The following is a 21,893-nucleotide window of genomic DNA, read 5'->3' on the forward strand; positions in this document are numbered from 1 at the left end:
TCGCGTGTGTCGGCGAGACCTCAGTGAACCCGGACGACGATCTCGGAGTGTCCGAGTCGGATGACGTCACCGTCGGCCAGCTGCCACTCCTGCACCGGGGCGTTGTTCACGGTGGTGCCGTTGGTGGAGTTCAGGTCCGAGAGCAGGGCCACCTGGCCGTCCCAGCGGATCTCCAGGTGGCGACGCGACACCCCGGTGTCCGGCAGCCGGAACTGGGCGTCCTGCCCGCGTCCCACCACGTTGGCGCCTTCGCGCAACTGGTAGGTGCGGCCGCTGCCGTCGTCGAGCTGCAGGGTGACGTTGGCGCCACCGGCGTAGCCCGCCGGGCCGGCCTGGCCGTAGTCGTAGCCGCCCTGGGCGGGCTGGTCGTAACCGGGTTGGTCGTAGCCGGGCTGGCCGTAATCCGGCTGAGCGTAGCCCTGGTTCTGGCCTTCGTACTTCTGGCCTTCGTATTTCTGGCCGTAGTCGTAGTCGCCGCGCGGCGGTTCGCCGTAGCCACCCTGGTCGGGGTAGCCGCGGCCGTAGTCCGGGCCCTGGCCGGGTGCCGGGCGGCCGTAGCCCTGATCCGGGTAGCCCTGGCCGTAGCCGCCCTGGTCGGGGTAGCCACCCTGGTCGGGATAGCCGCCGCGGCCATAGTCGTCATAGCCGCGGCCGGGAGGCTGCTGCCGGCCGTAGTCACCGCTGGGCGGACCGTACGGGTTGCCCTGTGGCGGCTGGCCGTAGCCGCCGGGGCCACGACCGTAGCCGGGGTCGTAACCACCCGAGGGCGGGCCGTAGCCGGCGGGCGGGCGCTGGTCGTAGGACGGCGCGTATCCGCCCTGCTCGCCGTAGCCGCCCTGCTCGGGGTAGCCCTGCCGCGGCGGGTAGTTGGGCTCGCGCGGCGGGTAGCCACCCGGCTCCTGGGCGCGGGGATCGTCCTGCGGACGGCCTTCCTGGGGGCGACCTTCCTGGGGACGGCCGTAACGGTCGTCGTAGTACTCGTCGCCGGACTGCCCCTGCCCCTGACTGCCGCGGTAACTGGGATTGTCGGTCATCGCTGGTACTCCTGGTTCTGCGGTAAACGCCTGGTCTGATTCTGACGGGGCGGGCTCGGCGGTGCGGTGTCGGGGTGCGGGGCCGGCGGGCGCGTGCGGGATGGCGTCGGGGTTGACTACCCCGCGTGCCCGTACCTGACCGGTGTGCAGCTGCGACGATTCCGCGAACCGCACAACCACGTCACCATACGTTTGCCACCCCTGATCGCTGATGTACCCGGCCAGATGCTTGGCGAACGCGTCTGCCGTCAGCTCACGGTCGGCCACCACCTTCTGGTGGTCTGAGGTGCTGAGCGTAATGACGTACTCGTTGGGCGCCAAAAGCCGGCCACCCTGCAGAGAACGCACACCGTCGGCGGCCTCGCGCCGCAGCATGCCCTCGACTTCCTGCGGCACGATCGAGCCGCCGAACACCCGGGCGAAGGCGTCGCCGACAGTGGACTCGAGCTTGCGGTCGAATCGCTGCACCAGCCCCATGTCACCGCCCACCTGTTCTCGTTGTCGCCCACGATCCGGCGCAGGGACGTGTCGCGTCCCTGCGTCATTCCTCTTGCATGGTATCGGCAGTAACGGCGGCAGTGGCACCATCTGCCCTCTCCTGATGCCAAGAGGGCAGGTCAGCGGGCTGTCAGGGGTCTCAGTTTGGGATCTGAGGGGCTGTGCGTGCTAGTCTCTCCCGGTTGTTTTGGGCGAGTGGCGGAATGGCAGACGCGCTGGCTTCAGGTGCCAGTGTCCTTCGGGACGTGGGGGTTCAAGTCCCCCTTCGCCCACAGTGAGCGGAAGCCGCGAACTCTTCGGAGTTCGCGGCTTTGTGCTTTTCGCTGGGGATTTTCAGCGCCGGCCCGGAAACCCGCCGCCTCTGCGAGCGTCTTGCCCCGAGGATGGTTCGGTGTGCCCGATGCGGCTCTCCGGGGAGACGCAGCTCGCCGCCGCCGGAGCCAGTGTGTTTCGTCCCGGCGAGTACTGCGTCCGTTATGTGGGGGTCTGAGGGTCACTGGGCAGGGTGCCGCCGCTGCCGTAGCGGCAAGACGGGTCTACGAGGTCGAACCGGACTGGTGCGGCCTGTCCATCGACGACCCCGGGCCATGGTGCGCGTCGCCGCGCATCGCGACGGGAACCTGACGGGATGCGAAAGTCGAGCTCGAGCATTTCGTGCGGAACACTCTGGAGCACAGGGGTTCATCGACCACCGCGAGTCCTCTGAGGTTGCGCAGACGGCTTTCCGGGCGATCGACAAACTGCACTCCCACCTCGACGACGGGTCCGCGGACATGGCGCGTCCGGCCTTGTTGTACACACTCACCGCGCTGTAGACCATCGTCGGCCAGGCCGATGACTCCCCGGGCGTGATGGCCGACGAATGTCAGCGCGCCGCAGAGCTGTACGCGCGGACATGCCGGCTCGGCTCCCCTGATTCGGCCGAGCTCGCACCGGCGCTGATGACGGCCCTGGACGCAGCGGGATTCCGGGCTCGCGAACCTGTCGGTGGCCGGGCGCATGCTGACCACAACTTCCGACAGGACAGAAAGGCCGCCCATGTGCTGGCAATGCGATCACCCCGAAAGCACCCTCGATGACTATCTGGACCACCTCCGCGGCATCATCGCCGATCACCGCTGGGCGGTGCAGTGCGTCGAGGACGACAAACGGCCGCTGGCCTACACGGTGGGACTGCACAAACGCGGGCTACCCGAACTCGTGGTCACCGGCCTGCCCCCGCTGGTGGCACACCGGTTGCTCACCAAGACCGCGCACCTGATGGTCGACCACGGCGAGCCTGTCGAGGCTGCCACAGTCATCGACGACGACGCCGAGCTTCTCCTGGAAGTGGTCGACGTCGATCATCCAGATGTGCACCTGCTGATGGCCGTCAACCTGTACGGCCCGAGAATCCGTGCGCTGCAACTGGTGTGGGCGGACAACCGTGGCCGCTTCCCCTGGGAGCCCCGCTGGGCCCACGGCCGGCGTCATCAACCGGTGCTCGGCCGGCGGGTGGAGGCGGCGTAGCGCGCCCGATCGTGGACGGATCCCGACGTTGCCTCCGCCGGGCTCCCGTCGCTGGGCCCGTTCCAGGGGAATGTGGCCATCCGTGGTCGTTGTAAAACCAGGTAGCTTGCTTGCATGCGATCCTCGGCGCTGCTTCTGATTCCCGAAGCCATGGACCGCTTCGGGTCCCTGGTGCACGCCGTCCCCGGTGATCGCTGGAACGACCCGACACCATGCGCCGAATGGGTGGTCCGCGATCTCGTCAATCACCTGGTTTTCGAACACCTCTGGGTGCCGCATGTCCTGGCGGGCGAGACTCTCGATCAGGTGGGCGCCCGTTACGACGGTGACATGGTCGGCACCGACCCCGTCAGCGCCTGGGAACGCGCAGCGAACCGCTCCCGCCCGGCGTGGGCGGGAGCAGAGGCCTCGTCGACGGTGCATCTCTCCTACGCAGATGTGCCACTGTCGACCTACGCGGATCAGATACTCGTCGACTTGACAGTTCACCAGTGGGACCTGGCTCGCGGTTCCGGCCAAGACGAGTCGCTCGATCCGGAGGCGGTCGAGCTCGCCTTGGGCTACGCGCGGGACAACATCGGCCAGTTCGCTGGGTTGGGGATCATCGACCCGCCGATTCCATGCACCAGCGACGACCCCGCGGTGCAGCTGCTGGCGTTACTCGGCCGCGAGGCCTCCTAGTTTGTCTACGGGCGACCAGGGCCCGCCACGCACGGATCGACGAATACCGGCCTGCGACAACCTTTGTTCGCGTCGAGCCGCGCCGACCAGCGCCGCGCGGCTACATGCGCAAGACGGCGGTCACGAGCGCGGCCGCAATCACGGTGGGCAGAAAAGGCACCTTGAAATAGAAGAGCACCGCAGCTGTCAGCAGGCCGGCGGCCGGCGGGCCGATGTCGAGGTGCCCCTGGTCGGTGGCGATGCCGGTGCTGATGAGTCCGGCAAGCAGCGCGGCCGGGACGAGGTCCGCGCTGCGCCGCACGGGCCCGGATTCGAGGACCTTCTCCGGCATGACGTAGCCGATGGCCTTGGCCGCCACACAGGCAAGCGAGGCGAGCACCACGACGGTCCACGAGTTCACGCTGCCCGGCCCTTCTCACCGAACACGTTGGTGACACCGACGACGACGGCGACCGCCACGGTCAGGAGGACGGGGACGCCGGCGGCGAGGTAGGGAGTCGCGGCAACCGCCAACCCCGCCGCCGCCACGGCGACCACGAGCGACTGCCGCCGTCGCAGGCGCGGCCAGAGCAGTCCGAGAAATGCTGCCGGCGCGGCCGCGTCCAACCCGAGGGCTTCGACATCACCAATGGCGTCGCCCAGCAAGGCTCCCAGCAGGGAGCTGACATTCCACACCACAAACACTCCACCGCCCGTGAGCCAGAACCCGTGGCGCTGCAGCGCCGTCGTCGACTGGGCAACGGCCACGGCGGTGGACTCGTCGATGGTGAGGTGCGCGGCCACCCACCGCCGCCACCCCGTGACTCCCAGGGTGGGAGCGAGGGTCACTCCGTAGAACGCGTTGCGCATACCCAGCAATGCAGCGTTGGCAATGGCACTGGGACCCGCTGCCACGCCTCCCGTCGCGATGATCCCGATCAGCGCGAATTGCGAGGCCCCGGTGAACATCACCAGACTCAGAAAGCACGTCTGCCAGACATTGAGCCCAGCCGCAACGGAAAGCGCGCCGAAGGGCAGCCCGTAACTCGCCACGGTGAGCGCCACCACCGCGGCGACGCGCTGCACCCGAGCGTGCTCCGAGGGCATTCAGGCGCCTCGTCCGTCGCCGTTGACTGTGCGCTCGAGAGGGTCACGATCCACGCCGAGGATCAACGTCGGTGGGGCCGCATCCGTTCCCTGGCCAGCCGCGCCGCTCGCCGGCACCACGTCGAACACTTCAGCAGCCGGGTGCGTTCTGCTGAGGCAACTGCTGCCGATCACAAAGCGGCTCCCCTACTGGAAGCGGGCGGCCATACCGCCGTCATGGTTGACCTTCCCTCCCTGGGGCGCGACACGACGCCGATCACCGAGGTGTCGCTGCAGGTGTGGCGTGACCACGTGGTCAACATCGTTGATGCACAACCTGATCCGGTAGTGCTGGTCGGTCACAGCCGAGGTGGATTGTCATGAGCGAAGTGGCCGAGCACCGCCCCGAACGCATCGAGGCGCTGGTCTACGTCGCCGCATTTCTGCTGTCTTCGACCGGTTGCAGCAACTCCCGTGAGCATTGCAGTCACGATCAGCGACCACCGGTTCGATCGGCTTCCCCCCGATTACGTCGAATGTTTACGCGACAACGCCATTTCCCTATCGGCCCAACGCCGTATGCAGGCCGCGCAGCCATGTCGACGAACCTCGGCGCTCGACACGGACCACTCCCCGTTCTTCTCCGCACCACTTCAGCTGGTGACGTTCCTCGTGGGGGCGTCATCAGCACGCGGGGTGAAACTCCAGGAATTGATGCCTTGCGAACGGTTGGGTCCGCGGCGACGTTGTATACCCGGTGACTTTCAACGATTCGCGCAGTAGCCACCAGTTCATGCCGCCCCAGGCGCTTGCGCCCACCCCCGAGCTCTCCGACCTCATGGTCGGGGACACCATGGAGAAGCTGGCCACGGCAAGCCTGGAGCTGGCGCCCGCCGTGACCTCCGGTGCTGTTGTCCATGACAACGGCTGCGGTACCGGCGCGGCCACCACTGCCGTCATGCGCCTCGCCGACCGTGCCGGCGCGCAGGTCACCATCGAAGGGACCGACGTCGACGATGCGGCATTGACCATCTACCGCAACACCATCGCGGCTCGGGGCTGGCCCGCGACTGCCAGCCGGATGGATTCCCAGCACTTGTCGTTCGCCGACAACACGTTCACCCACTCCGTCGCCAACGCCCTGGTGTTCGTCCTGCCCGGCGACGGCATATCCGCCGTGCAGGAAGCTCACCGGTGCCTGCAGCCCGGCGGAACGCTGGTCGTGAACTCCTGGCACTACGTTCCCAACCTCGCGCCGGTGCAGACCGCGGCCCGCGTCACCAGACCTGCCGGTACGCCCGTGCCCCGGGAAGGCATGGACAAGTGGTCGGACCCCGACTTCCTGTACGACGTGGTCGTTCGTGGGGGCTTCACCGGGAACCGGGTTGTGCTCGGTCAGGCCGATGTGGAGGTCACCACGCCGGAGCTGAGGCGTTACGCCACCATGTTGTGGTCGTTCATCGGCGGCACATCCGAATCGGGGTGGCTGACCTCTGACATCGAGAACTGGGACGCGGCAACAGGAATCGTCATCGACGAATTGCGCACAACGCCCGGTTTCCGGGACCTCGGTGATGGACGGGCGACGCTGAAGTTCGTGGCCAATGTGGCTGTGGCGACCAAGTAATTTCCCGAGACATCAACTGTCCTGCCTGACGGCGGTGATGAGACGTTCGAGGGTGTTCCAGTCGACGCTGGGGGCGCGGTCGAAGGTCAGGTAGTCGATCCCGAGTTCGCGCAGACGCCGGATCTTCGCGATGGCCTCGTCGAGCGAACCGGTGAGCACGGCGGGTAAGGCCAGCAGCTCTTCTTCGGTCAGGTCCGGCCGGACCGCGCGCAAGAGACCGAGGTCGGGCGCTGCGCCGTCCAGGGCGATGTCAGTGAAGGAGTGGCAGAACGTGATGTCATCAGCGCGCCCGCCAGCCTGGGCTCGCGTGTAGTCGATGCGCTCGGCGAGGACGGGTTCGGTGACACCTGGATTGATCAGCACCATGTCCGCGTAGTGAGCCGCGGACGCCAAGAGCCGGTCCCCACTGCCGGCAATTCGGATGGGTGGTGCCGGTATGTCGGACTGCGTGACGAAGGCCGGGTCGGCAAGGATCTCACGGATGGCTGTTGCCGTCCTGGCGACCCCGCGCACGCGCTGGCCTGCTGAGGGGAACGGAATCCCAGCGGTCGCAAACTCCTGCTCGGCGTAACCCGCACCGAGACTCGTGATGAACCGACCCCCGCTGAGCTGGTGCACCGCCGCAATGTCCCGGGCCAGCAGGTGGGGGCGGTAGAACGACGCATTGAGAACAAGATTGGTCACCCGCACCCCGGGCACCGCTGTCGCGATGGCCGCGAGGGTGGGCAGCGGTGCGACCATTCCGAGGTGATCGGCGATTTCGATCACGTCAAAGCCGAGCTCGGCAGCGCGGTGGGAATCGTCGATGTAGTCCGTGATGGGAGTCGGACCCAGAAACAACCCCAGTCCCACGATCAGCTTGCCTGTCACGTTGTGCACCATCTTCCGGTCGCGTCACCGTCGACCCGACGGCGTCCTTGTGCACGAACAAACGTCACCGCCGGGGCTTTCGTCCCGTGACGGGCTGAGGCGGCCAGCGCCGATCCGCACGACCTGTGCGTATTCTGCTAGCACCGATCGTGGGCGAGCGGGGGCACACACCACATGGTTGCAGAGGTTCCGATAGTCACCTCACTGAAACGTTGGTGGCGGCAACCAGACTCGTACAACTGGATCAGCAGCTACCTGCGCAACCGCGGCATGTTCACCATCAGCCGCGCTCTCATCGCCTCCATCACCGCGATGGTGGCCGTGGTGGGCGCGGTGCTGATGGCCAGCCCCACCGCAGTGCAGGGCACCGGGCTGCGAGCCCTGGCCTGGACCGCGATCGTGGGCCTGCTGGGCTGCACCGCGCTGTGGATCCGGGGTTGGCCCACCAAACGGCAATCCATCGCCTTCCTGCTGGTGTTCAACCTCTGCATCGCGGTGCTGATCCAGGCGCAGTCGGATCCGATGGTGGGCCTGGTCGGTGTGGTGGCGCTGGCCATCCCCGGTGGGTACATCGCGTGCTTCCACAGCGCCGGCTTCATGGCCTACAACTTCGCGGTGGCGGTGTACCTGTGTGCGCTGCAGGTGTTCCGGCACGGATTCGGGGTGGACGCCGCCGAGGTGGTGGCCGCGCTGCTGTTCGTCCTGTTGATGAACACGGGAGTTCCCTTCGGCGTCCAGGCCGTGGTGCATGTGCTGGGCATCGATCTGCTGCAGGCCCGCCACGATCCGCTGACCGGCCTGCTCAACCGGCGCTCGTTCTTCGACCGCATCGACGAGATGCTCTACGGCAGCCGGGTGTCACCGCGCTACCTGGTGATGATCATGGTGGACCTGGACCGGTTCAAACTGCTCAATGACACCCGCGGCCATGCCGTCGGCGATCAGGCCCTGATCGCGGTGGGCCAGGCGCTGACCGAGATCGCCCGCGGCCGGGTGGTCACCGGCCGGGTGGGCGGCGAGGAGTTCATGATCGCCGAGCTGACCGCCACCGAGGAGCGCACGCCGCTGGCTCAGCAGGTGTGTGACGCGGTGGCGGCCTTACCGTTCCCCATCACCGCCAGCGTGGGTGCGGTGGTGAGCCGGGTGGATCACCTCAGCGACCGCGTGCGCCAGGACGTCGTGGAAGATCTGTGCACCAAAGCGGATGCCGCCATGTACATCGCCAAGCGATCCGGCGGCAACCAGGTCCGCCACGTATGACGGTTGATCCCGTCAGCTACATACTGCCGGGCCCTGACTCCCCGGCTCGCCCCCTCGCTTCGCTGGGGGGACCCCCATCGTCGCCGCCTCGTCGACCCGTCAGTTACATACTGCCGGGCCCTGACTCCCCGGCTCGCCCCCTCGCTTCGCTGGGGGGACCCCCATCGTCGCCGCCTCGTCGACCCGTCAGTCGTCGGGCCGGTTGATCACCCGCAGCGGCGGGCATTCGACGTAGCGCACCTGATTGCCCCCGGCCAGGCGGGCGTCGAACATGGCCACGGTCGCGATGGTCACCAGCTCGTCGAGGACGTCGTAGGAGGGGGCGTTGGACAGTGCGCGCAGCGGGGTGCTGACCACCCCGATGCTGGCGGTCAGCTTGGGTGGGCTGGAGGCGATGGCCCCGCTGAGCCGGTCGGTGAGCGGGCTGACATCGGTGGTCTGGAACGCGTCGGCGATCAGGAACTCCTCCTCGCCGACGTGCGCCACCACCGCGCCGCGGCGCGTCACGTCCCGCAGCGTCTGTGCGACGGCCACCCGGGCCCGGTCGGTGGCCACCTTGCCCTTGGCCTCGCCGAGGGCGCGGAACTGGTCCAGCGTGGTGACCACGATGACGAGATAACGATCGTCGCCGCGGTTGCGCGCACCCAGCAGTTCACTGGTCTGGACGTAGAAGGCGTCCTTGTTCAGCAGCCCGGTGATGGTGTCGATGTCATCGGTCAGCACGTCCACTTCGAGCATGTGCACCAGCGTCTGGCAGGACACCGGCACGGCGATGTTGACGAAGACGATGAACACCGCAGTGGCCAGGGCGAAGACGATGTCGCGGTCGTAGGCCAGCTGGACGGCAGTGATGATCAACGTCAGCAGCGCGATCGTGAGGTTCAGTACCACCAGCCGAGCGGCGTGGAACAGCCCGATGTAGGCGCCCAGGATGGCGAACGCCGCCACGGCGGTGGTGTTGGCCAGCACGTCGCCGCCGGTGAGGCAGGTCAGCGAGATCAGCAGGCTGGAGCAGATCACGAAGGCGGTGGAAGCGCCGCGGCTGGGCCAGGTGGGCCGCAGCCAGAAGCCGGCCATGATCAGACAGCCCACGGTGATGAACACCGAAGCGCTGCGGCCCAGCACATCCTGGGGCCCGACCGGGCTGGTCAGCATCACCAACGGCACCAGGCCCATCACCGTGGTCGTCAGAGCCACGACCCGGCAGGTCGCCGTCTGAACACCCTGGGCGGCCAGGTACGCCGTCATCCAGTAGTAATGGTCGGGGTGGTGCCACCACCGCTGCAGCCCGTCTGGCATCGACTGCCTCTCACCCCCCCGCGCCGACCTGAACACAGCGAGGGTACCTGGGACGTGAGACGAATGGTCTCCGTAGCGCTACCGCCCGGCCGCCCGGTCCGGGGTGCTGTCGCGCAGGACGACGGTGGTCTTGATCCGTCGGATCCGCGGTTGCGGTCCCGGTTCCTGCAGCACCAGACGCAGGGCCTGCACGCCCACCTCGGTCAGCGGAATGCGGACGGTGGTCAGGCCCGGGGTGAGATCCCGCAGGGTGGCGATGTCGTCGAACCCGGCCAGGGCCACGTCGGCGGGCACCGAGACACCGTGATCGCGCAGGGCGGCCATGGCGCCGACGGCCATCACGTCGTTGACGGCGAAGATGCAGTCGATGTCGTCGAGGTGGTCGAGCAGTCTCTCCGCAGCCCGGTAGCCGCCGTCGCGGGTGAAGTCACCTTCCACCACGAACTCGGCGGGCACGCTGATCTTGGCGCCGGTCAGTCCGCGCCGGTATCCGGTGGCGCGGTCGGAGGCGGTGAGCAGGGTGGGCGGGCCGGTCAGGATCGCGTGCCTGCGGTAGCCGAGTTTGACCAGTTCGCCGGCCAGATCGCGGGCACCGGACTGGTTCTCCACCACGATGGTGTCGGTGTCGAGCCGGTGCTGGCTCACCAGAACCGCGCGGCCACCCCCGCTTTCGAAGGCCCCGATCTCCTGGCCCAGGGGCCCGCGCCGGTCGGTGTTGAACTCGCGACTGCCGACGATGATGACGCCCTGGGCCCGTTGCGCCCGCAGGTTGGCCACGTGCTGGACCTCGCGCTGCGGTGAGCGGCCGGTGCTGGCCAGCGTGACGAGCAGGCCTTCGGCGTCGGCGGTGTCGATGACGCCCGCGGCGATGCTGGCGAAGTACGGGTCGGCGATGTCGTGCACGATCAGCCCGATGACGTTGGTGCGGCCCCGCGCCATGGCCTGAGCCTGCGCATTCGGGGTGTAGTTCAGCACCGCGGCCGAGGCCAGCACCCGCTCCTGCAGGTCGGCGCGCACCTTGCGCTCGCTGCCGTTGAGCGCACGCGACGCGGTGGCCAGCGACACCCCGGCGTGGCGGGCCACGTCCTCCAGGGTGACCTGGCCCCGACGGTCAGCTTTCATGACACGGACCTTTCCCCGCCTCAGCGCATGTGGGCTCAATGAAACCACTGGACACAGCGTTGCTCCGGCAAGACCGGAGCAGGTGAGTCGGCACCGACCACAAGGACACGTCCGGTGCTGCTCACGGTGCCTCCTGTGGGTGCGGAAAGGGCTTTCCAGAGAGGATAGCCTGCCGCACCGGCGGTGACGAGGTGGTTGCCTACACTCCCGGTATGCCGCTCACGCTCGACCCGGATGACCGGCCCCACGCGGAGCAGCTGATCAAGAAATCACGGTTCGTCGCGCGGCTGCGGCAGGTGACCGACGAGCGGGGAGTGGCGGACCTGATCGCCGAGGCGCGCACACAGGAGCGCGGCGCCGGGCACCACTGCTTCGCCTACATCCTCGAGGCCCACGTGCGTACCGAGCGCAGCAGCGACGACGGGGAACCCGGCGGCACGGCGGGTGCACCCATGCTGGCGGTGCTGCACGCCCGCGAGCTGGTCAACGTCGCCGCCGTGGTCTCCCGGCACTTCGGCGGCGTCAAACTCGGCACCGGTGGCCTGGTCCGCGCCTACGCCGGAACCGTCTCGGCGGCACTGGATTCCGCCGTGCTGCGACCCAGGATCCGGTGCGAGCGCTACCGGCTCGAGGTGGACCACGCCGACGCCGGCCGGCTGGAGGCCGAGTTGCGGGGCCGGGGCTTCGAGGTGGCGGACGTGACCTATGCACAGCGGGCGGCCTTGACCGTCGTCGCCGACGGGCCCGCCCGGCTCGAGGCGGCTGTGGCGGCGCTGACCGCGGGCAGCGGGCAGTTGGTTCACCTCGGCCATACCTGGCGATGACGGGTTTGGTTCACTGGACCCCATGCGTGCCATACAGATTGCCCGACTGGACGGACCCGAGGCCGCCGAGGTGGTCGAGATCGACGAGCCTGCCGCCGACGGTGTGGTGATCGAGGTGCACGCGGCCGGAGTGGCATTCCCAGATGCCCTGCAGTCGCGTGGGCTCTACCAGTACAAGCCCGAACTTCCCTACACCCCGGGCGGCGAGATCGCCGGGGTGGTCCGCAGCGCTCCCGCCGGGGCACACGTGTCGGCGGGGGACCGGGTGGCCGGGCTGACCATGCTGTGCGGCGGCATGGCCGAGGTGGTCACCCTGCCCGCCGAACGCGTCTTCGCCCTGCCCGACGCGGTGTCCTTCGAGGCCGGTGCCGGGCTGCTGTTCAACGATCTGACGGTGTTGTTCGCCTTGCGCGAGCGCGGGCGCCTGGCCGCCGGGGAGACCGTGCTGGTGCACGGGGCGGCCGGCGGCATCGGCACCTCGACCCTGCGGCTGGCCCCCGCGCTGGGTGCCGGGCGCACCATCGCCGTGGTCAGCACCGAGGCCAAGAAAGAGATCGCCCGCACCGCCGGGGCCACCGACGTCGTGCTGGCCGACGGGTTCAAAGACGCGGTCAAAGAGCTCACCGGCGGCCGCGGTGTGGACATCGTGCTGGATCCGGTGGGCGGTGACCGCGTGACCGACTCGCTGCGCTCGCTGGCGCCGGGCGGGCGGCTCCTGGTGGTCGGCTTCACCGGGGGAGACATTCCCACCATCAAGACAAACCGGTTGCTGCTCAACAACGTCGACGCCGTCGGCGTCGGCTGGGGTGCCTGGACCATGACCCACCCGGGTTATGTAGCCCAGCAGTGGGCCGAGCTCGCACCGCTGCTGGCATCGGGCGCGGTCACCGCCCCCGAGCCGGAGATCTACCCGCTGGAGCGTGCCGGCGAGGCCATCGCTGCGCTGGAAAACCGCACCGCGAAGGGCAAAGTGGTGGTCCGGCTGCGGTAGCCGCCTGCTCAGCCCAGCCCGGAGTCGGTGATCAGCATCGTGCCGTCGGCCGGTTCGATCTCGAACCAGCGTGTCTCCGAACTGGTCCGGCCGTTGGACAGGGTGTAGGTCAGCTGGGCGGAGACGCTGGTGGCGTCGCGGGGAGACACCGCGCCGACGCTCACCGCATCGATCGATCGCCAGAACCGCTGGTACTCCCGCATGCCGCCGGTCTGGGCCTGATAGCCGGACGACAGCATCTGCCAGGCATCGTCGGTGTCCTCCGGCAACAGGCCGTAGTACTCGGTGACCACGTCCCGCATCGCGTCGAACTCCGAGGTCTCGGTGGTGGCCGTCGTCGTCGTCGACGACGACGCGGTGGAGCCGGCGACCGGCGGGATGGTGACCGGCGCGGCGGTCTGTTCGGGCCCGGAGTTGGCGTCGATGACCAATGCCACCAGCACCGCCACGGCCACCGCCGCGGCAATCACCAAGGGCCACAGCAGGGCCGGGGGCTTCGTCGTGCGCGCCCGCGGTGGCGTCGGTGCCACCGCCGGCGGCGTCACCAGCGCCCTGGTGCCGCGGTGGCCGTGCTGCAGATGCGCACGCAGGGCATGCACGAAGTCCTCACACCGGCTGTAGCGGTCGCCCGGATACTTCGACAGCGCCACGGCGAACGGAACGTCGAGTGCCGCCAGATCGGGGCGCACCGCGGCCAGCGAGGGCGGCGGCGCGGTGAGGTGCTGGCTCATCACCACCGCCGGGCTGGGATCGTCGAACGGCGCCCGGCCGGTGAGCAGCTCGAATGTGGTTGCGGCCAGGGAATACTGGTCGGTGCGGCCGTCCAGCGGTTGGTTGCGCAACTGTTCGGGCGAGGCGTAGTGCACCGTGCCCAGGGCCATGTTGGTGCGGGTGAGCTGGGTGGATTCGGCCATCGACCGCGCAATGCCAAAGTCTGCCAGCAGGATTCGGCGTTTGCCCGCCACCGGGTTGCCCAGCAGGATATTGCCGGGTTTGACGTCGCGGTGCAGCAGCCCGCGGGCATGTGCGTAGTCCAACGCCTCGGCGATGCCGGTGGCGATCTCGATGACGTCACCCACCGGGAGTCCGCCGGGATGGAACTCATGGACCAGCCGGCCGGCGTCGGTGCCGTCGATGAAGTCCATCGCGATCCAGAGCTGGCCGCGGTACTCGCCACGATCGTGCACCCCGACGATGTGGGGGTGGAACAACGACGACGCCAGGTCGGCTTCCCGGATGAACCGGTCCCGGAAGTCGCTGTCGCCGGACATGTGCGCGGGCAGCACTTTGAGCGCGTCCTGCCTGGGCAGACGCGGATGCTGGGCCAGGTAGATCTCGCCCATGCCGCCGGAACCGATCATCTTCAAGATCCGGTACCCGGCAAACTGTTCGCCGCCGGTCAGCGGCATCGACGGCCCCCCAGCAAACCTGCGGTGACGGTGTGCATCGGTTTCCTCCTCCCTGCACGATAGCGAGGACGCTGCGCGAGAATCATTTCCGTGACGTCCCCCACGTTCGATCCCCACGCACTGCTGGCGCAGAGTTCCCTCGGCGTGCTGGCCACCATCAAGGCCGACGGGCTGCCGCAGCTCTCGCCCGTGACCCCCTTCTACGACCCGGATGAGCGCGTCGTCTACGTCTCGATGAGCGCACGACGGGCCAAGACGGCCAACCTGCGCCGCGACCCGAGGGCCGCCCTGGAGGTGACCCGCGCCGACGGGTGGGCCTGGGCGACCGCCGAGGGCACCGTCACCCTCAGCACACCCGGCAGCGATCCGCACTCACCCGAGGTGGACGTGCTGGTGGAGCACTACCGACGATTCGCCGGTGAGCATCCCGACTGGGACGAATACCGGGCGGTGGTGGTGGGCGAACAACGGGTGCTGATGGCGTTGGCGGTGCAGCGGGTCTACGGGCAGGCGCTGAAGTAGGTAGGCCCTGTCGGTGCGCTGTGCGAAGGTCTGCACTGCCTAGGATCACTAGACCGACTCCACGACAGGACCCAGCACATGCCACCCCGCGCCGCACGCTCCCGCACGGCAGCCCACCCGCTGCGGGTGGTCGGTGGCACCCGGGCCCCGTTCACCCTGCACCGCGGCGATGCGCGCGAGGCGTACGCCGGCTGGCCCGCGCCGGACACCATCATCAGTGACGGCGCCTACGGGGTGCGCGGATTCCACGGCGACACAATCGATTCCGACGGGCTGATCAGCTGGTACGACGAGCACATCACGGCGTGGACGCAGGCGTCACACCCGGGGACCACACTGTGGTTCTGGGGTACCGAGGTGGGCTGGGCCACCGTGCACGGCGAACTGAACCGCCGCGGCTGGGACTACGTGCAGACCGTGGTCTGGGACAAGGGTCTGTCGCACATCGCGGGCAACGTCAACGGAAAGACCATCCGGCAGTACCCCGTGGTCACCGAGGTCTGCGCGCTCTACCAGCGGCGCTTCGAGGTGCCCGTCGAGGGGGAGGTGCTGGGGGTGCAGGACTGGCTGCGCCACGAGTGGATGCGCTCCGGTCTGCCGCTCTACCTCTCCAACGAGGCCTGCGGCGTGCGTAATGCCGCCACCCGCAAATACCTCACCCGCGACTGGCTGTGGTACTTCCCGCCGGGTCTCATGGTGGCCAGGATGGCCGCCTACTGCAACCAGCACGGCTTCGAGTCGGGCCGGCCGTACTTCTCCCTCGACGGGTCGGCGTCGGTGACGGCCGAACAGTGGGATGCCATGCGCTACCCGTGGACGCACACCCATGGCCTCACCAATGTCTGGCGCCGCGGTCCACTGCATGACGGTGAGCGGCTCAAGGGGTCGATGCGCCGTTCGGCTCCGCGGGTCTACAAGCCCACGCGGGCATCATCGACTCATCTGAACCAGAAGCCGCTGGAGTTCATGGAGCGCCTGGTGCACGCGGTCACCCGCGAAGGTGACGTGGTGTGGGAACCGTTCGGGGGCCTGGCCTCGGCCTCGGTGGCCGCCGTCGCGCTGGGCCGCAGAGCTTTTGTCGCCGAACGTGATCCGCACTTCGCCGAGATCGCCCACGAGCGGCTCTCCGATGCCGTGGCCAACCGGCACATCGCCGCGGAGACCGACGCCATCGAGGGCTCGGAATGACCCTGTTCGGCGGCTACAACGCGCCCACCCCGCCGGTGCGCGACGAGCCCGACCCGGCAACCCCGCGCGGCACCCTGGTCGGCGACGTCCGCGACGCGCTGGCGGCCCTGCCGGTGCACTTCAGCTCGCAGACCTTCATCGAGGGGCTGGAGGCCGGCGATCTGTTCTCGCTGAACTCGATGCTGGGCGGCAGCATCGAGATCCAGGTGGTGGAGACGCTGAACCGGTTGCGCGCGGTGTGGGATCCCGACGGGGCGTGGGCCGAGTACAAGTTCGTCCGCTCGGCGCAGACGTTCCCGGATGTCCGGCTGGTCACCAACAACGCCACCCTGATCGCCGCCGGTCACGGCGTGGCGATGGGCATCGAGCTCAAGGGGTGGTACCTGCTGAGCCGCGAGGCCGAACCGTCGTTCCGCTACGCCGTGAACCGCGAGGTGTGCGACGTGCACGATCTGCTGGTGGTGGTGCCCTGGCATCTGAAGAACGTGCTGTCCGGGCATCCCGTGGTCTACCGGCCGTTTGTCGAATCCGCCCGTCACGCCGCCGACATGCGCAACCACTACTGGTCGGTGGGACGGCGCGCCAAGGATGCGCTGAGCGGACACGAGAAGAGCGACGACTACTACGCGATCACCCCGCCGCCGGACCCGAGACCGTATCCGCTGCCCAAGACCAACATCACCGACAAGGCCAAGCAGGACTCGGGCGGCAACTTCGGCCGGGTGGCGCGCGCCGAGGGCCTGATCGACGGCTACGTCACCGAGATCCTGGCCGAGCGGGTGGCCGGCATCGAAGCCGGCCACTGGGTCCGGTTCTTCAAGACCTACGCCGAGTCGGCCGAGCGGGAAGAGTTGAACGCCAAGATCATCCGGCAGATCGCCCGCTACCGGCAGACCCAGCGGCTGGACACCGACGAACTGGAGTCGCTGCTGCGGGAGTGGGTCAACCGGCTGCCGGACTACTGAGTCAGCGCGGCTCCGGCCCCGTCACCGCCGGCCGTGCCGGATCGTTCGACCACTCCGACCACGACCCGGGATACAGCGTGGCGTCGATGCCGGCGAGGGCCAGCGCGGCGATCTGGTGGGTGGCCGTCACGCCGGAACCGCAGTACACCGTCACCGGTGTCGCTCCCACCGTCCCGAAGCGGGCCTGCAGCTCGGCCACGGGCCGGAAGGTGCCCTCGGCGGTCAGGTTGTCGGTGGTGGGCATCGACACCGCACCGGGGATGTGCCCGGCGCGGGGATCCAGGGGTTCCTCGTCACCGCGGTAGCGGGCCGCGGCCCGGGCGTCGAGCAGCACCCCGGCGCCCGCGGCCACGTCGTCGGCGGTGGCCGTCGGCAGGCCGGTCAGTTCGGTGATCGTCACGTCACCGGCGTCGGGCACCACCTCGCCGGTGGCGGTGGGCAGGCCGGCGCGCTGCCAGGCCGCCCACCCGCCGTCGAGCAACCGCACGTCGGCCACGCCGCCTGCTCGCAGCAGCCACCACGCGCGCGCAGCGGCCTGCCCGCCCCAGTCGTCGTAGACCACCACGGTGTCCCCGGCGCAGATCCCCCAGCGGCGCGCGGCTTCCTGCAGCGCCGCAGCACCCGGGAGGGGATGGCGACCCCGGCCGGTCACCGAGTGATCGGACAGTTCGGTGTCCATATCCACGAAGACCGCGCCCGGGATGTGCCCGGCCAGATAGTCGTCGCGGCCGTCGGGTGCCATCACCTTCCAGCGGACGTCGAGCACGCGGACCTCCGAAAGCTGCTCGGCCAGTTCGGTTACCGAGATCAGGACATCCACGGGTGCCTCCTAGGTGGTATCGGTGCGGGGGTTGAACGCGTCCGGTGGCTGGGCCAGCGCGATCGCGACGGCCGTGCCGATGGGCCCGCTGGTGTCGAACACCGTGGTGGTGCCGGTGGCGATGCCCGCGGCGCTATGCTGGCTCATGGCGGCCAGTCCGATGTACTCGCCTTCGGGCAGTCGGCTCAGCGTCAGGGTGTAGTCGGCGTTGATGTGCCGAAGCCCGCCGGTGCCCCAGTGCGTCATCGGGCTGGTGACCTCACCGCACATCACCGCCCGCGTGAACGGCGTGACCTCCTCTCCGGCGACCAGCGGTCGCACCTGGCGGATCCAGGCGAACTTCTGGTGCTCGGCCTGCTGCCACTCGTGTGCGCCCAGGCCGGCCTCACCGGTTTCGGGGTGGGAACCGTAGGCCCGCAGGAACATCGGCGAACCGGGCGGCAGTTCTTCGGATTCCTCTGGTAGCGGCGGCATGCTCAGCTCCGGCGACCACACTCGGGTGTCGGGTTCCTCGGTGCGGCGCAGGAACACCGCGCTGGCCCGGGACACCACGGTGTCGCGCTGGATCAGCGTCACGTCGGCCACCTTGATACGCCTGCCCTCGCGGTGGACCGTCGTCTGCAGTCGCACCGGTTCCATGAAGGTGGGTCGCAGCAGATCCACGGTCAGTCGGGCGGGCAGGAAGTCCGGGTCGCCGGCGTCACGCTCCACGCCCCAGCCCAGCAGGCCGCTGACGAGTTGGCCGCCGATGGTGGCGCCCCATGGGCCCTGGGCGGCTGCGGTCGGGACGAAGGTGTCGCCGTCGCTGGTGAAAAAAGCATCGGTCACCATCGTCACGATAGGTCACGCCCCCTCAGACCCGGCCCCGCAGTTCCCGTTTGAGCAGCTTGCCGCTCTGGTTGCGGGGCAGCGAGTCCACGAACACCACCCGCTTGGGCACCTTGAACGAGGCGAGGACGTCCCGCACGTGCTCGACGATGACGTCCGGGCCGACGTCGGCGGCATCGTCGCGCAGCACCACCACCGCGGTCACCGCCTCGATCCACTTCTCGTCGGGAGTGCCGATCACCGCCACCTCGGCCACCGCCGGGTGGGTGTAGACGGCGTCCTCGATCTCGCGGGAGGCCACCAGGATGCCGCCGGTGTTGATGACGTCCTTGATGCGGTCGACGATGGTCAGGTAGCCCTGCTCGTCGCGGGTGGCCAGATCGCCGGAGTGAAACCAACCGTCCCGGAACGCCTCCGCCGTCGCCTCGGGGTTGTCCCAGTACCCGCAGCACAGTTGTGGAGACCGGTAGACCACTTCACCGGGCTGCCCGGCGGCGACGTCGGCACCGCTCTCGTCGACCACCCTGGCTTCGACGAACAACACGGCGGTGCCGCAGGACGCCGGCCGGTCGCGGTGCTCCTCGGGACGCAGCACGGTGGCCAGCGGGCCGATCTCGGACTGGCCGAAGCAGTTGTAGAAGCCGATGTCCGGGTAGCGGCTGCGCAGCCGCTCGAGCACCGTGACCGGCATGATCGACGCACCGTACTGCGCCTTGGTCAGCGAGGACAGGTCGAAGGACTCCAGGTCGTCGCGGCCGGCCAGCGGCACCCAGACGGTGGGGGCCAGGAACAGTGACCCAATGCGCCGGTCCTGGATGCAGTGCAGGATCTCGGTGATGTCGGGCTTCTCGATCAGGTGCACGGTGGCCCCGATCGACAGGTAGGGCAGCATGAAGACGTGCATGCCGGCCGAGTGATAGAGCGGCATCGCCACCAAGGGATTGTCATCGCGGTCGAAATCCAGTGCGTCGATGCAGGATATGTATTCGTAGACCAACGCCTCGTGGGTCATCATCGCCCCCTTGGGACGTGAGGTGGTGCCCGAGGTGTAGAGCAGCTGCGCCAGGTCACCGGCATCCGCCGCCGACGACATCTCGGGTACCGCACCGATGGCGGCGACCTCGGCCAGTGACCCCGCGCCGTCGCGCAGCGTGACGACGTGCTCCACTGCGGCGGCCGTCGAGAAGTCCTGGGCCAGAACAGGATCCACGAGCGCCGCCCGCGCGCCCGACTGCGAGATCAGATAGCTGAGCTCGTCGTTCTTGAGGGCGAAGTTGACGGGCACGTGCACCAGACCCGCACGGGCACAAGCCAGGAATCCGATGACGTAGGCGTCGGAGTTCAGCCCGTAGGCCGCCACCCGGTCACCCGGCCGCAACCCGAGCGACAGCAGGTGTGCCGCAGCGCGGGACACCCCGTCGTCGAGCTCGCGGTAGGTCCACCTGCGCTGAGCGAATTGCAGTGCGGTCCGCGCGGGCGTGCGCGCCGCCGAGCGGCGCAGCATCCCGTCGATGGTGTGGCGGCGTGACAGCATGATCGGGGCGTCGTTGCTCACCCTGGCCACCCTAGTCAGGCGATGCCGAAGTCCTTGATCTTGCGGTAGATGGTGGCCCGCGACATCCCCAGCGCCTCGGCGGCGTCGGCCTTGCTGCCGCCGTTCTCGGCGAGGCTGCGCACGATGGCGTCGCGTTCCAGGGCTTCCAATTGAGTGAGTTTGCGCCGGGCCAACGACCGGCACGCGGCGGGCAGTTTGTCCACGCCGATCACCCCTGAGCGTTGCCGGGCCACGGTGGCTGCCAGCACGCCGCGCAACTGCGCCACGTTGCCGGGCCAGGCCATCTTGCTCAGCTGGCGCATGGCTGCGGAGTCCATGCGCACATCGGCGCCGCGGGTCAGCTCGGCCAGCAGCATGGGCACCAGTTCCTCGAGGTCCTCGATGCGGTGGCGCAGGGCCGGCACCGTCACCGTGTGGGTGAAAAACGGCAGGACCAGCATGTCCACCAACGGCGAGCGCCGTTCGGTGCCCATGGTCGCCGCGATCCACCCGCGACCTGCGCACGACTGCATGGCAGCGGCCAGCGGCTGCAGGGCGGCATCGGACAGTTCGTCGACCCCGGCGATCACCACGGCAAAATCGTCACCGTCGGTTTCGGCGTCGAACTCGGCCACGAACTGCTCGGCGCTGCCGAAGGAAACGGGCCGCAGGATGCGCACCGTGCGTTCAGGGGTGACGAACTGGGCGACCGCCTGGCCCAATCGGCTGCGCCCGGAGCCTGTTTCGCCTTCGATGACCACCCAGTCACGGTCGCGGTAACACCGCTCGACCTGCTGACAGCAGCGCCGCCATGAGCTGCTGCGCCCGGCCAACCGGGGGATGGACTGCACCCCGGTGCTCGCGGGGAAGCTCTCCGCCAGGTGCAGGGCCACATGGAACACCACGTTGTCGGCACGCACACCGGCGGAGATGCGCTCGGCTGCCGAGATCTTGACGTTGGTGCCGCTGGGCAGCGCGGCCACGGCGGTGGTCCGGAACGAGGCCCGCGCCATCTCGGCGGCGTGATCGAGCAGCGCGGCCTGGTCGGCGGAATCCAGCGACTGGCGCAGGTACGGATTCATCAGCACCACGTCACCGCCGATGGCGAGCACACCGCCCGGATACCGGCGGGTCTGTTTCAGATAGGCGTCCAGCAGCGCGGTCTCGGTCTCGTTGTTCATCGCACGGAGGCGGTCTTCGATCTGACTGCCTGCGCTCTTGGCGAGGACGAACAGCAACGGATCGGAGTTGCCGGCCCAGCACGTCAGATCGACGACCCCGAGGATGCGCCGGGTGACCGGGTCGCGGATCGGCGAACCGGCGCAGGCCAGCTGACCGAGCGTGCCGACGTAGTGCTCGCTGCCGCGGATGAACACGGGCTGCCCGGTCTCCAGAGTGGTGCCGATGCCGTTGGTGCCGGCGAACTCCTCGGCGTAGCTGTAACCCCGCGCCAGCCGCACCTCGTCGAGGGTCCGGGCGATGCGCGGATCGGCGGCGATGCGGTCGAGCACCAGACCGTCGGCCGAGGTGAGCACCACGCTGACCGCCTGGGAGGACAGATCGTCGGCGATGCGGCGCAACACCGGGGCGGCGGCGTGCGTCAACGGGGTGTCGGTGTCCGGGTCGCGCAGGTAGGGCAGTTCCACCCGGTCGGGATGCACCTGCAGATCCCGGGAGCGACGCCACGAGTTCAGTACGTCGGGCGCCACCGCGTCGGTGCGCAGCGCACCCGCGGTCAGGAACTGTTCGCGGGCGACGTCGACGTTGTTGACCATGGTGGCGCTACCTCGGTCCTGGGGCTGTGGAACCGGAGCCTAGGCGGCTGATCGGGGTCCGGCGTCTCAATC

At 68.8% G+C, this 21,893-nt stretch carries 21 protein-coding genes and 1 tRNA gene; 11 read left to right on the plus strand and 11 right to left on the minus strand.

Features of this window, described 5'->3' with window-relative positions; genetic code table 11:
* Nucleotides 1-20: 20 nt before the first annotated feature.
* Nucleotides 21-1,511, minus strand: a complete 1,491-nt coding sequence (locus G6N58_RS08515) for an FhaA domain-containing protein (protein ID WP_163908616.1) — start codon at nucleotides 1,509-1,511, stop codon at nucleotides 21-23.
* 210 nt (nucleotides 1,512-1,721) lie between these two features.
* On the opposite strand from G6N58_RS08515, the gene G6N58_RS08520 reads away from it, so the two are divergent.
* The 3 genes from G6N58_RS08520 (at nucleotide 1,722) to G6N58_RS08530 (ending at nucleotide 3,722) form a co-directional block, all read left to right on the plus strand.
* A tRNA-Leu gene (locus tag G6N58_RS08520) sits at nucleotides 1,722-1,804 on the plus strand.
* 766 nt (nucleotides 1,805-2,570) lie between these two features.
* A complete protein-coding gene (locus G6N58_RS08525; protein ID WP_083230457.1) occupies nucleotides 2,571-3,041 on the plus strand; it encodes a DUF4262 domain-containing protein in 471 nt (156 codons plus the stop codon).
* A gap of 114 nt (nucleotides 3,042-3,155) precedes the next feature.
* On the plus strand, nucleotides 3,156-3,722 hold the full coding sequence (locus tag G6N58_RS08530) for a TIGR03086 family metal-binding protein (RefSeq protein WP_115279027.1): 567 nt from the start codon (nucleotides 3,156-3,158) through the stop codon (nucleotides 3,720-3,722).
* A gap of 100 nt (nucleotides 3,723-3,822) precedes the next feature.
* Here the strand turns inward: G6N58_RS08530 and G6N58_RS08535 are convergent, their stop codons facing one another.
* Together G6N58_RS08535 and G6N58_RS08540 are read right to left on the minus strand one after the other, a co-directional pair.
* Entirely contained in the window at nucleotides 3,823-4,122 is a 300-nt protein-coding gene (locus G6N58_RS08535) for a branched-chain amino acid transport AzlD family protein (protein ID WP_115279026.1), read from the minus strand.
* Nucleotides 4,119-4,808, minus strand: a complete 690-nt coding sequence (locus G6N58_RS08540) for an AzlC family ABC transporter permease (RefSeq protein WP_115279025.1) — start codon at nucleotides 4,806-4,808, stop codon at nucleotides 4,119-4,121. The genes G6N58_RS08535 and G6N58_RS08540 overlap by 4 nt, the downstream gene beginning before the upstream one ends.
* A gap of 141 nt (nucleotides 4,809-4,949) precedes the next feature.
* Here G6N58_RS08540 and G6N58_RS08545 point away from each other — a divergent pair, with 141 nt between their 5' ends.
* Complete coding sequence (locus G6N58_RS08545) at nucleotides 4,950-5,171, plus strand: alpha/beta fold hydrolase (RefSeq protein ID WP_163908015.1); 222 nt, start codon at nucleotides 4,950-4,952, stop codon at nucleotides 5,169-5,171.
* 373 nt (nucleotides 5,172-5,544) lie between these two features.
* On the plus strand, nucleotides 5,545-6,414 hold the full coding sequence (locus tag G6N58_RS08550; RefSeq protein ID WP_147289343.1) for a class I SAM-dependent methyltransferase: 870 nt from the start codon (nucleotides 5,545-5,547) through the stop codon (nucleotides 6,412-6,414).
* Between the two features lie 12 nt (nucleotides 6,415-6,426).
* Here the strand turns inward: G6N58_RS08550 and G6N58_RS08555 are convergent, their stop codons facing one another.
* A complete protein-coding gene (locus G6N58_RS08555; RefSeq protein ID WP_163908017.1) occupies nucleotides 6,427-7,284 on the minus strand; it encodes a TIGR03621 family F420-dependent LLM class oxidoreductase in 858 nt (285 codons plus the stop codon).
* A gap of 174 nt (nucleotides 7,285-7,458) precedes the next feature.
* On the opposite strand from G6N58_RS08555, the gene G6N58_RS08560 reads away from it, so the two are divergent.
* Nucleotides 7,459-8,544 carry a GGDEF domain-containing protein gene (locus G6N58_RS08560; RefSeq protein ID WP_115279022.1) on the plus strand — a complete coding sequence of 362 codons (1,086 nt, stop codon included), beginning with the start codon at nucleotides 7,459-7,461 and terminating at the stop codon, nucleotides 8,542-8,544.
* A 186-nt stretch (nucleotides 8,545-8,730) separates the two neighbouring features.
* Here the strand turns inward: G6N58_RS08560 and G6N58_RS08565 are convergent, their stop codons facing one another.
* Both G6N58_RS08565 and G6N58_RS08570 read right to left on the minus strand, forming a co-directional pair.
* A complete protein-coding gene (locus tag G6N58_RS08565) occupies nucleotides 8,731-9,843 on the minus strand; it encodes a GGDEF domain-containing protein (protein WP_115279021.1) in 1,113 nt (370 codons plus the stop codon).
* 78 nt (nucleotides 9,844-9,921) lie between these two features.
* Nucleotides 9,922-10,965, minus strand: coding sequence for a LacI family DNA-binding transcriptional regulator (locus tag G6N58_RS08570; protein WP_068914354.1), 1,044 nt, complete (start codon nucleotides 10,963-10,965; stop codon nucleotides 9,922-9,924).
* A 212-nt stretch (nucleotides 10,966-11,177) separates the two neighbouring features.
* Here G6N58_RS08570 and G6N58_RS08575 point away from each other — a divergent pair, with 212 nt between their 5' ends.
* Nucleotides 11,178-11,789: an IMPACT family protein gene (locus tag G6N58_RS08575; RefSeq protein WP_115279020.1), complete on the plus strand. Its 612-nt coding sequence runs from the start codon at nucleotides 11,178-11,180 to the stop codon at nucleotides 11,787-11,789.
* A gap of 22 nt (nucleotides 11,790-11,811) precedes the next feature.
* Nucleotides 11,812-12,780, plus strand: coding sequence for an NADPH:quinone oxidoreductase family protein (locus G6N58_RS08580; RefSeq protein WP_115279019.1), 969 nt, complete (start codon nucleotides 11,812-11,814; stop codon nucleotides 12,778-12,780).
* A gap of 8 nt (nucleotides 12,781-12,788) precedes the next feature.
* On the opposite strand, the gene G6N58_RS08585 is transcribed toward G6N58_RS08580, so the two are convergent.
* Nucleotides 12,789-14,189, minus strand: coding sequence for a serine/threonine-protein kinase (locus tag G6N58_RS08585; protein WP_178057580.1), 1,401 nt, complete (start codon nucleotides 14,187-14,189; stop codon nucleotides 12,789-12,791).
* A 90-nt stretch (nucleotides 14,190-14,279) separates the two neighbouring features.
* On the opposite strand from G6N58_RS08585, the gene G6N58_RS08590 reads away from it, so the two are divergent.
* From G6N58_RS08590 to G6N58_RS08600, 3 genes are all read left to right on the plus strand, one after another.
* Entirely contained in the window at nucleotides 14,280-14,711 is a 432-nt protein-coding gene (locus G6N58_RS08590) for a PPOX class F420-dependent oxidoreductase (RefSeq protein ID WP_115279018.1), read from the plus strand.
* 78 nt (nucleotides 14,712-14,789) lie between these two features.
* Entirely contained in the window at nucleotides 14,790-15,899 is a 1,110-nt protein-coding gene (locus G6N58_RS08595) for a DNA methyltransferase (protein WP_115279017.1), read from the plus strand.
* Nucleotides 15,896-16,864 carry a hypothetical protein gene (locus G6N58_RS08600; RefSeq protein ID WP_115279016.1) on the plus strand — a complete coding sequence of 323 codons (969 nt, stop codon included), beginning with the start codon at nucleotides 15,896-15,898 and terminating at the stop codon, nucleotides 16,862-16,864. The genes G6N58_RS08595 and G6N58_RS08600 overlap by 4 nt, the downstream gene beginning before the upstream one ends.
* A 1-nt stretch (nucleotide 16,865) precedes the next feature.
* On the opposite strand, the gene G6N58_RS08605 is transcribed toward G6N58_RS08600, so the two are convergent.
* The 4 genes from G6N58_RS08605 to G6N58_RS08620 are packed head-to-tail and all read right to left on the minus strand — an operon-like array spanning nucleotide 16,866 to nucleotide 21,821.
* On the minus strand, nucleotides 16,866-17,684 hold the full coding sequence (locus G6N58_RS08605) for a sulfurtransferase (protein ID WP_115279015.1): 819 nt from the start codon (nucleotides 17,682-17,684) through the stop codon (nucleotides 16,866-16,868).
* A 9-nt stretch (nucleotides 17,685-17,693) separates the two neighbouring features.
* Nucleotides 17,694-18,515 (minus strand): acyl-CoA thioesterase domain-containing protein, encoded by an 822-nt coding sequence (locus G6N58_RS08610; RefSeq protein ID WP_068914362.1) that lies wholly within the window; start codon nucleotides 18,513-18,515, stop codon nucleotides 17,694-17,696.
* A gap of 22 nt (nucleotides 18,516-18,537) precedes the next feature.
* Nucleotides 18,538-20,046 carry a fatty acyl-CoA synthetase gene (locus tag G6N58_RS08615; protein WP_115281633.1) on the minus strand — a complete coding sequence of 503 codons (1,509 nt, stop codon included), beginning with the start codon at nucleotides 20,044-20,046 and terminating at the stop codon, nucleotides 18,538-18,540.
* A gap of 35 nt (nucleotides 20,047-20,081) precedes the next feature.
* The gene (locus G6N58_RS08620; RefSeq protein WP_115279014.1) at nucleotides 20,082-21,821 is read right to left on the minus strand and encodes a sigma-54-dependent Fis family transcriptional regulator; all 1,740 of its coding nucleotides are present in this window, start codon (nucleotides 21,819-21,821) and stop codon (nucleotides 20,082-20,084) included.
* Nucleotides 21,822-21,893: the final 72 nt, after the last annotated feature.

This window comes from Mycolicibacterium tokaiense (assembly GCF_010725885.1).
GTDB lineage: Bacteria > Actinomycetota > Actinomycetes > Mycobacteriales > Mycobacteriaceae > Mycobacterium > Mycobacterium tokaiense.

What these genes read in the sequence shown, in the direction of transcription:
- G6N58_RS08585 (WP_178057580.1), bottom strand. Translation starts at nt 14,189, where the DNA reads ATGCCGCTGACCGGCGGCGAACAGTTTGCCGGGTACCGGATCTTGAAG.
- G6N58_RS08570 (WP_068914354.1), bottom strand. Translation starts at nt 10,965, where the DNA reads ATGAAAGCTGACCGTCGGGGCCAGGTCACCCTGGAGGACGTGGCCCGC.
- G6N58_RS08600 (WP_115279016.1), top strand. Translation starts at nt 15,896, where the DNA reads ATGACCCTGTTCGGCGGCTACAACGCGCCCACCCCGCCGGTGCGCGAC.
- G6N58_RS08615 (WP_115281633.1), bottom strand. Translation starts at nt 20,046, where the DNA reads ATGCTGTCACGCCGCCACACCATCGACGGGATGCTGCGCCGCTCGGCG.
- G6N58_RS08540 (WP_115279025.1), bottom strand. Translation starts at nt 4,808, where the DNA reads ATGCCCTCGGAGCACGCTCGGGTGCAGCGCGTCGCCGCGGTGGTGGCG.
- G6N58_RS08620 (WP_115279014.1), bottom strand. Translation starts at nt 21,821, where the DNA reads ATGGTCAACAACGTCGACGTCGCCCGCGAACAGTTCCTGACCGCGGGT.
- G6N58_RS08565 (WP_115279021.1), bottom strand. Translation starts at nt 9,843, where the DNA reads ATGCCAGACGGGCTGCAGCGGTGGTGGCACCACCCCGACCATTACTAC.
- G6N58_RS08530 (WP_115279027.1), top strand. Translation starts at nt 3,156, where the DNA reads ATGCGATCCTCGGCGCTGCTTCTGATTCCCGAAGCCATGGACCGCTTC.
- G6N58_RS08560 (WP_115279022.1), top strand. Translation starts at nt 7,459, where the DNA reads ATGGTTGCAGAGGTTCCGATAGTCACCTCACTGAAACGTTGGTGGCGG.
- G6N58_RS08515 (WP_163908616.1), bottom strand. Translation starts at nt 1,511, where the DNA reads ATGGGGCTGGTGCAGCGATTCGACCGCAAGCTCGAGTCCACTGTCGGC.
- G6N58_RS08595 (WP_115279017.1), top strand. Translation starts at nt 14,790, where the DNA reads ATGCCACCCCGCGCCGCACGCTCCCGCACGGCAGCCCACCCGCTGCGG.
- G6N58_RS08610 (WP_068914362.1), bottom strand. Translation starts at nt 18,515, where the DNA reads ATGGTGACCGATGCTTTTTTCACCAGCGACGGCGACACCTTCGTCCCG.
- G6N58_RS08575 (WP_115279020.1), top strand. Translation starts at nt 11,178, where the DNA reads ATGCCGCTCACGCTCGACCCGGATGACCGGCCCCACGCGGAGCAGCTG.
- G6N58_RS08580 (WP_115279019.1), top strand. Translation starts at nt 11,812, where the DNA reads ATGCGTGCCATACAGATTGCCCGACTGGACGGACCCGAGGCCGCCGAG.
- G6N58_RS08525 (WP_083230457.1), top strand. Translation starts at nt 2,571, where the DNA reads ATGTGCTGGCAATGCGATCACCCCGAAAGCACCCTCGATGACTATCTG.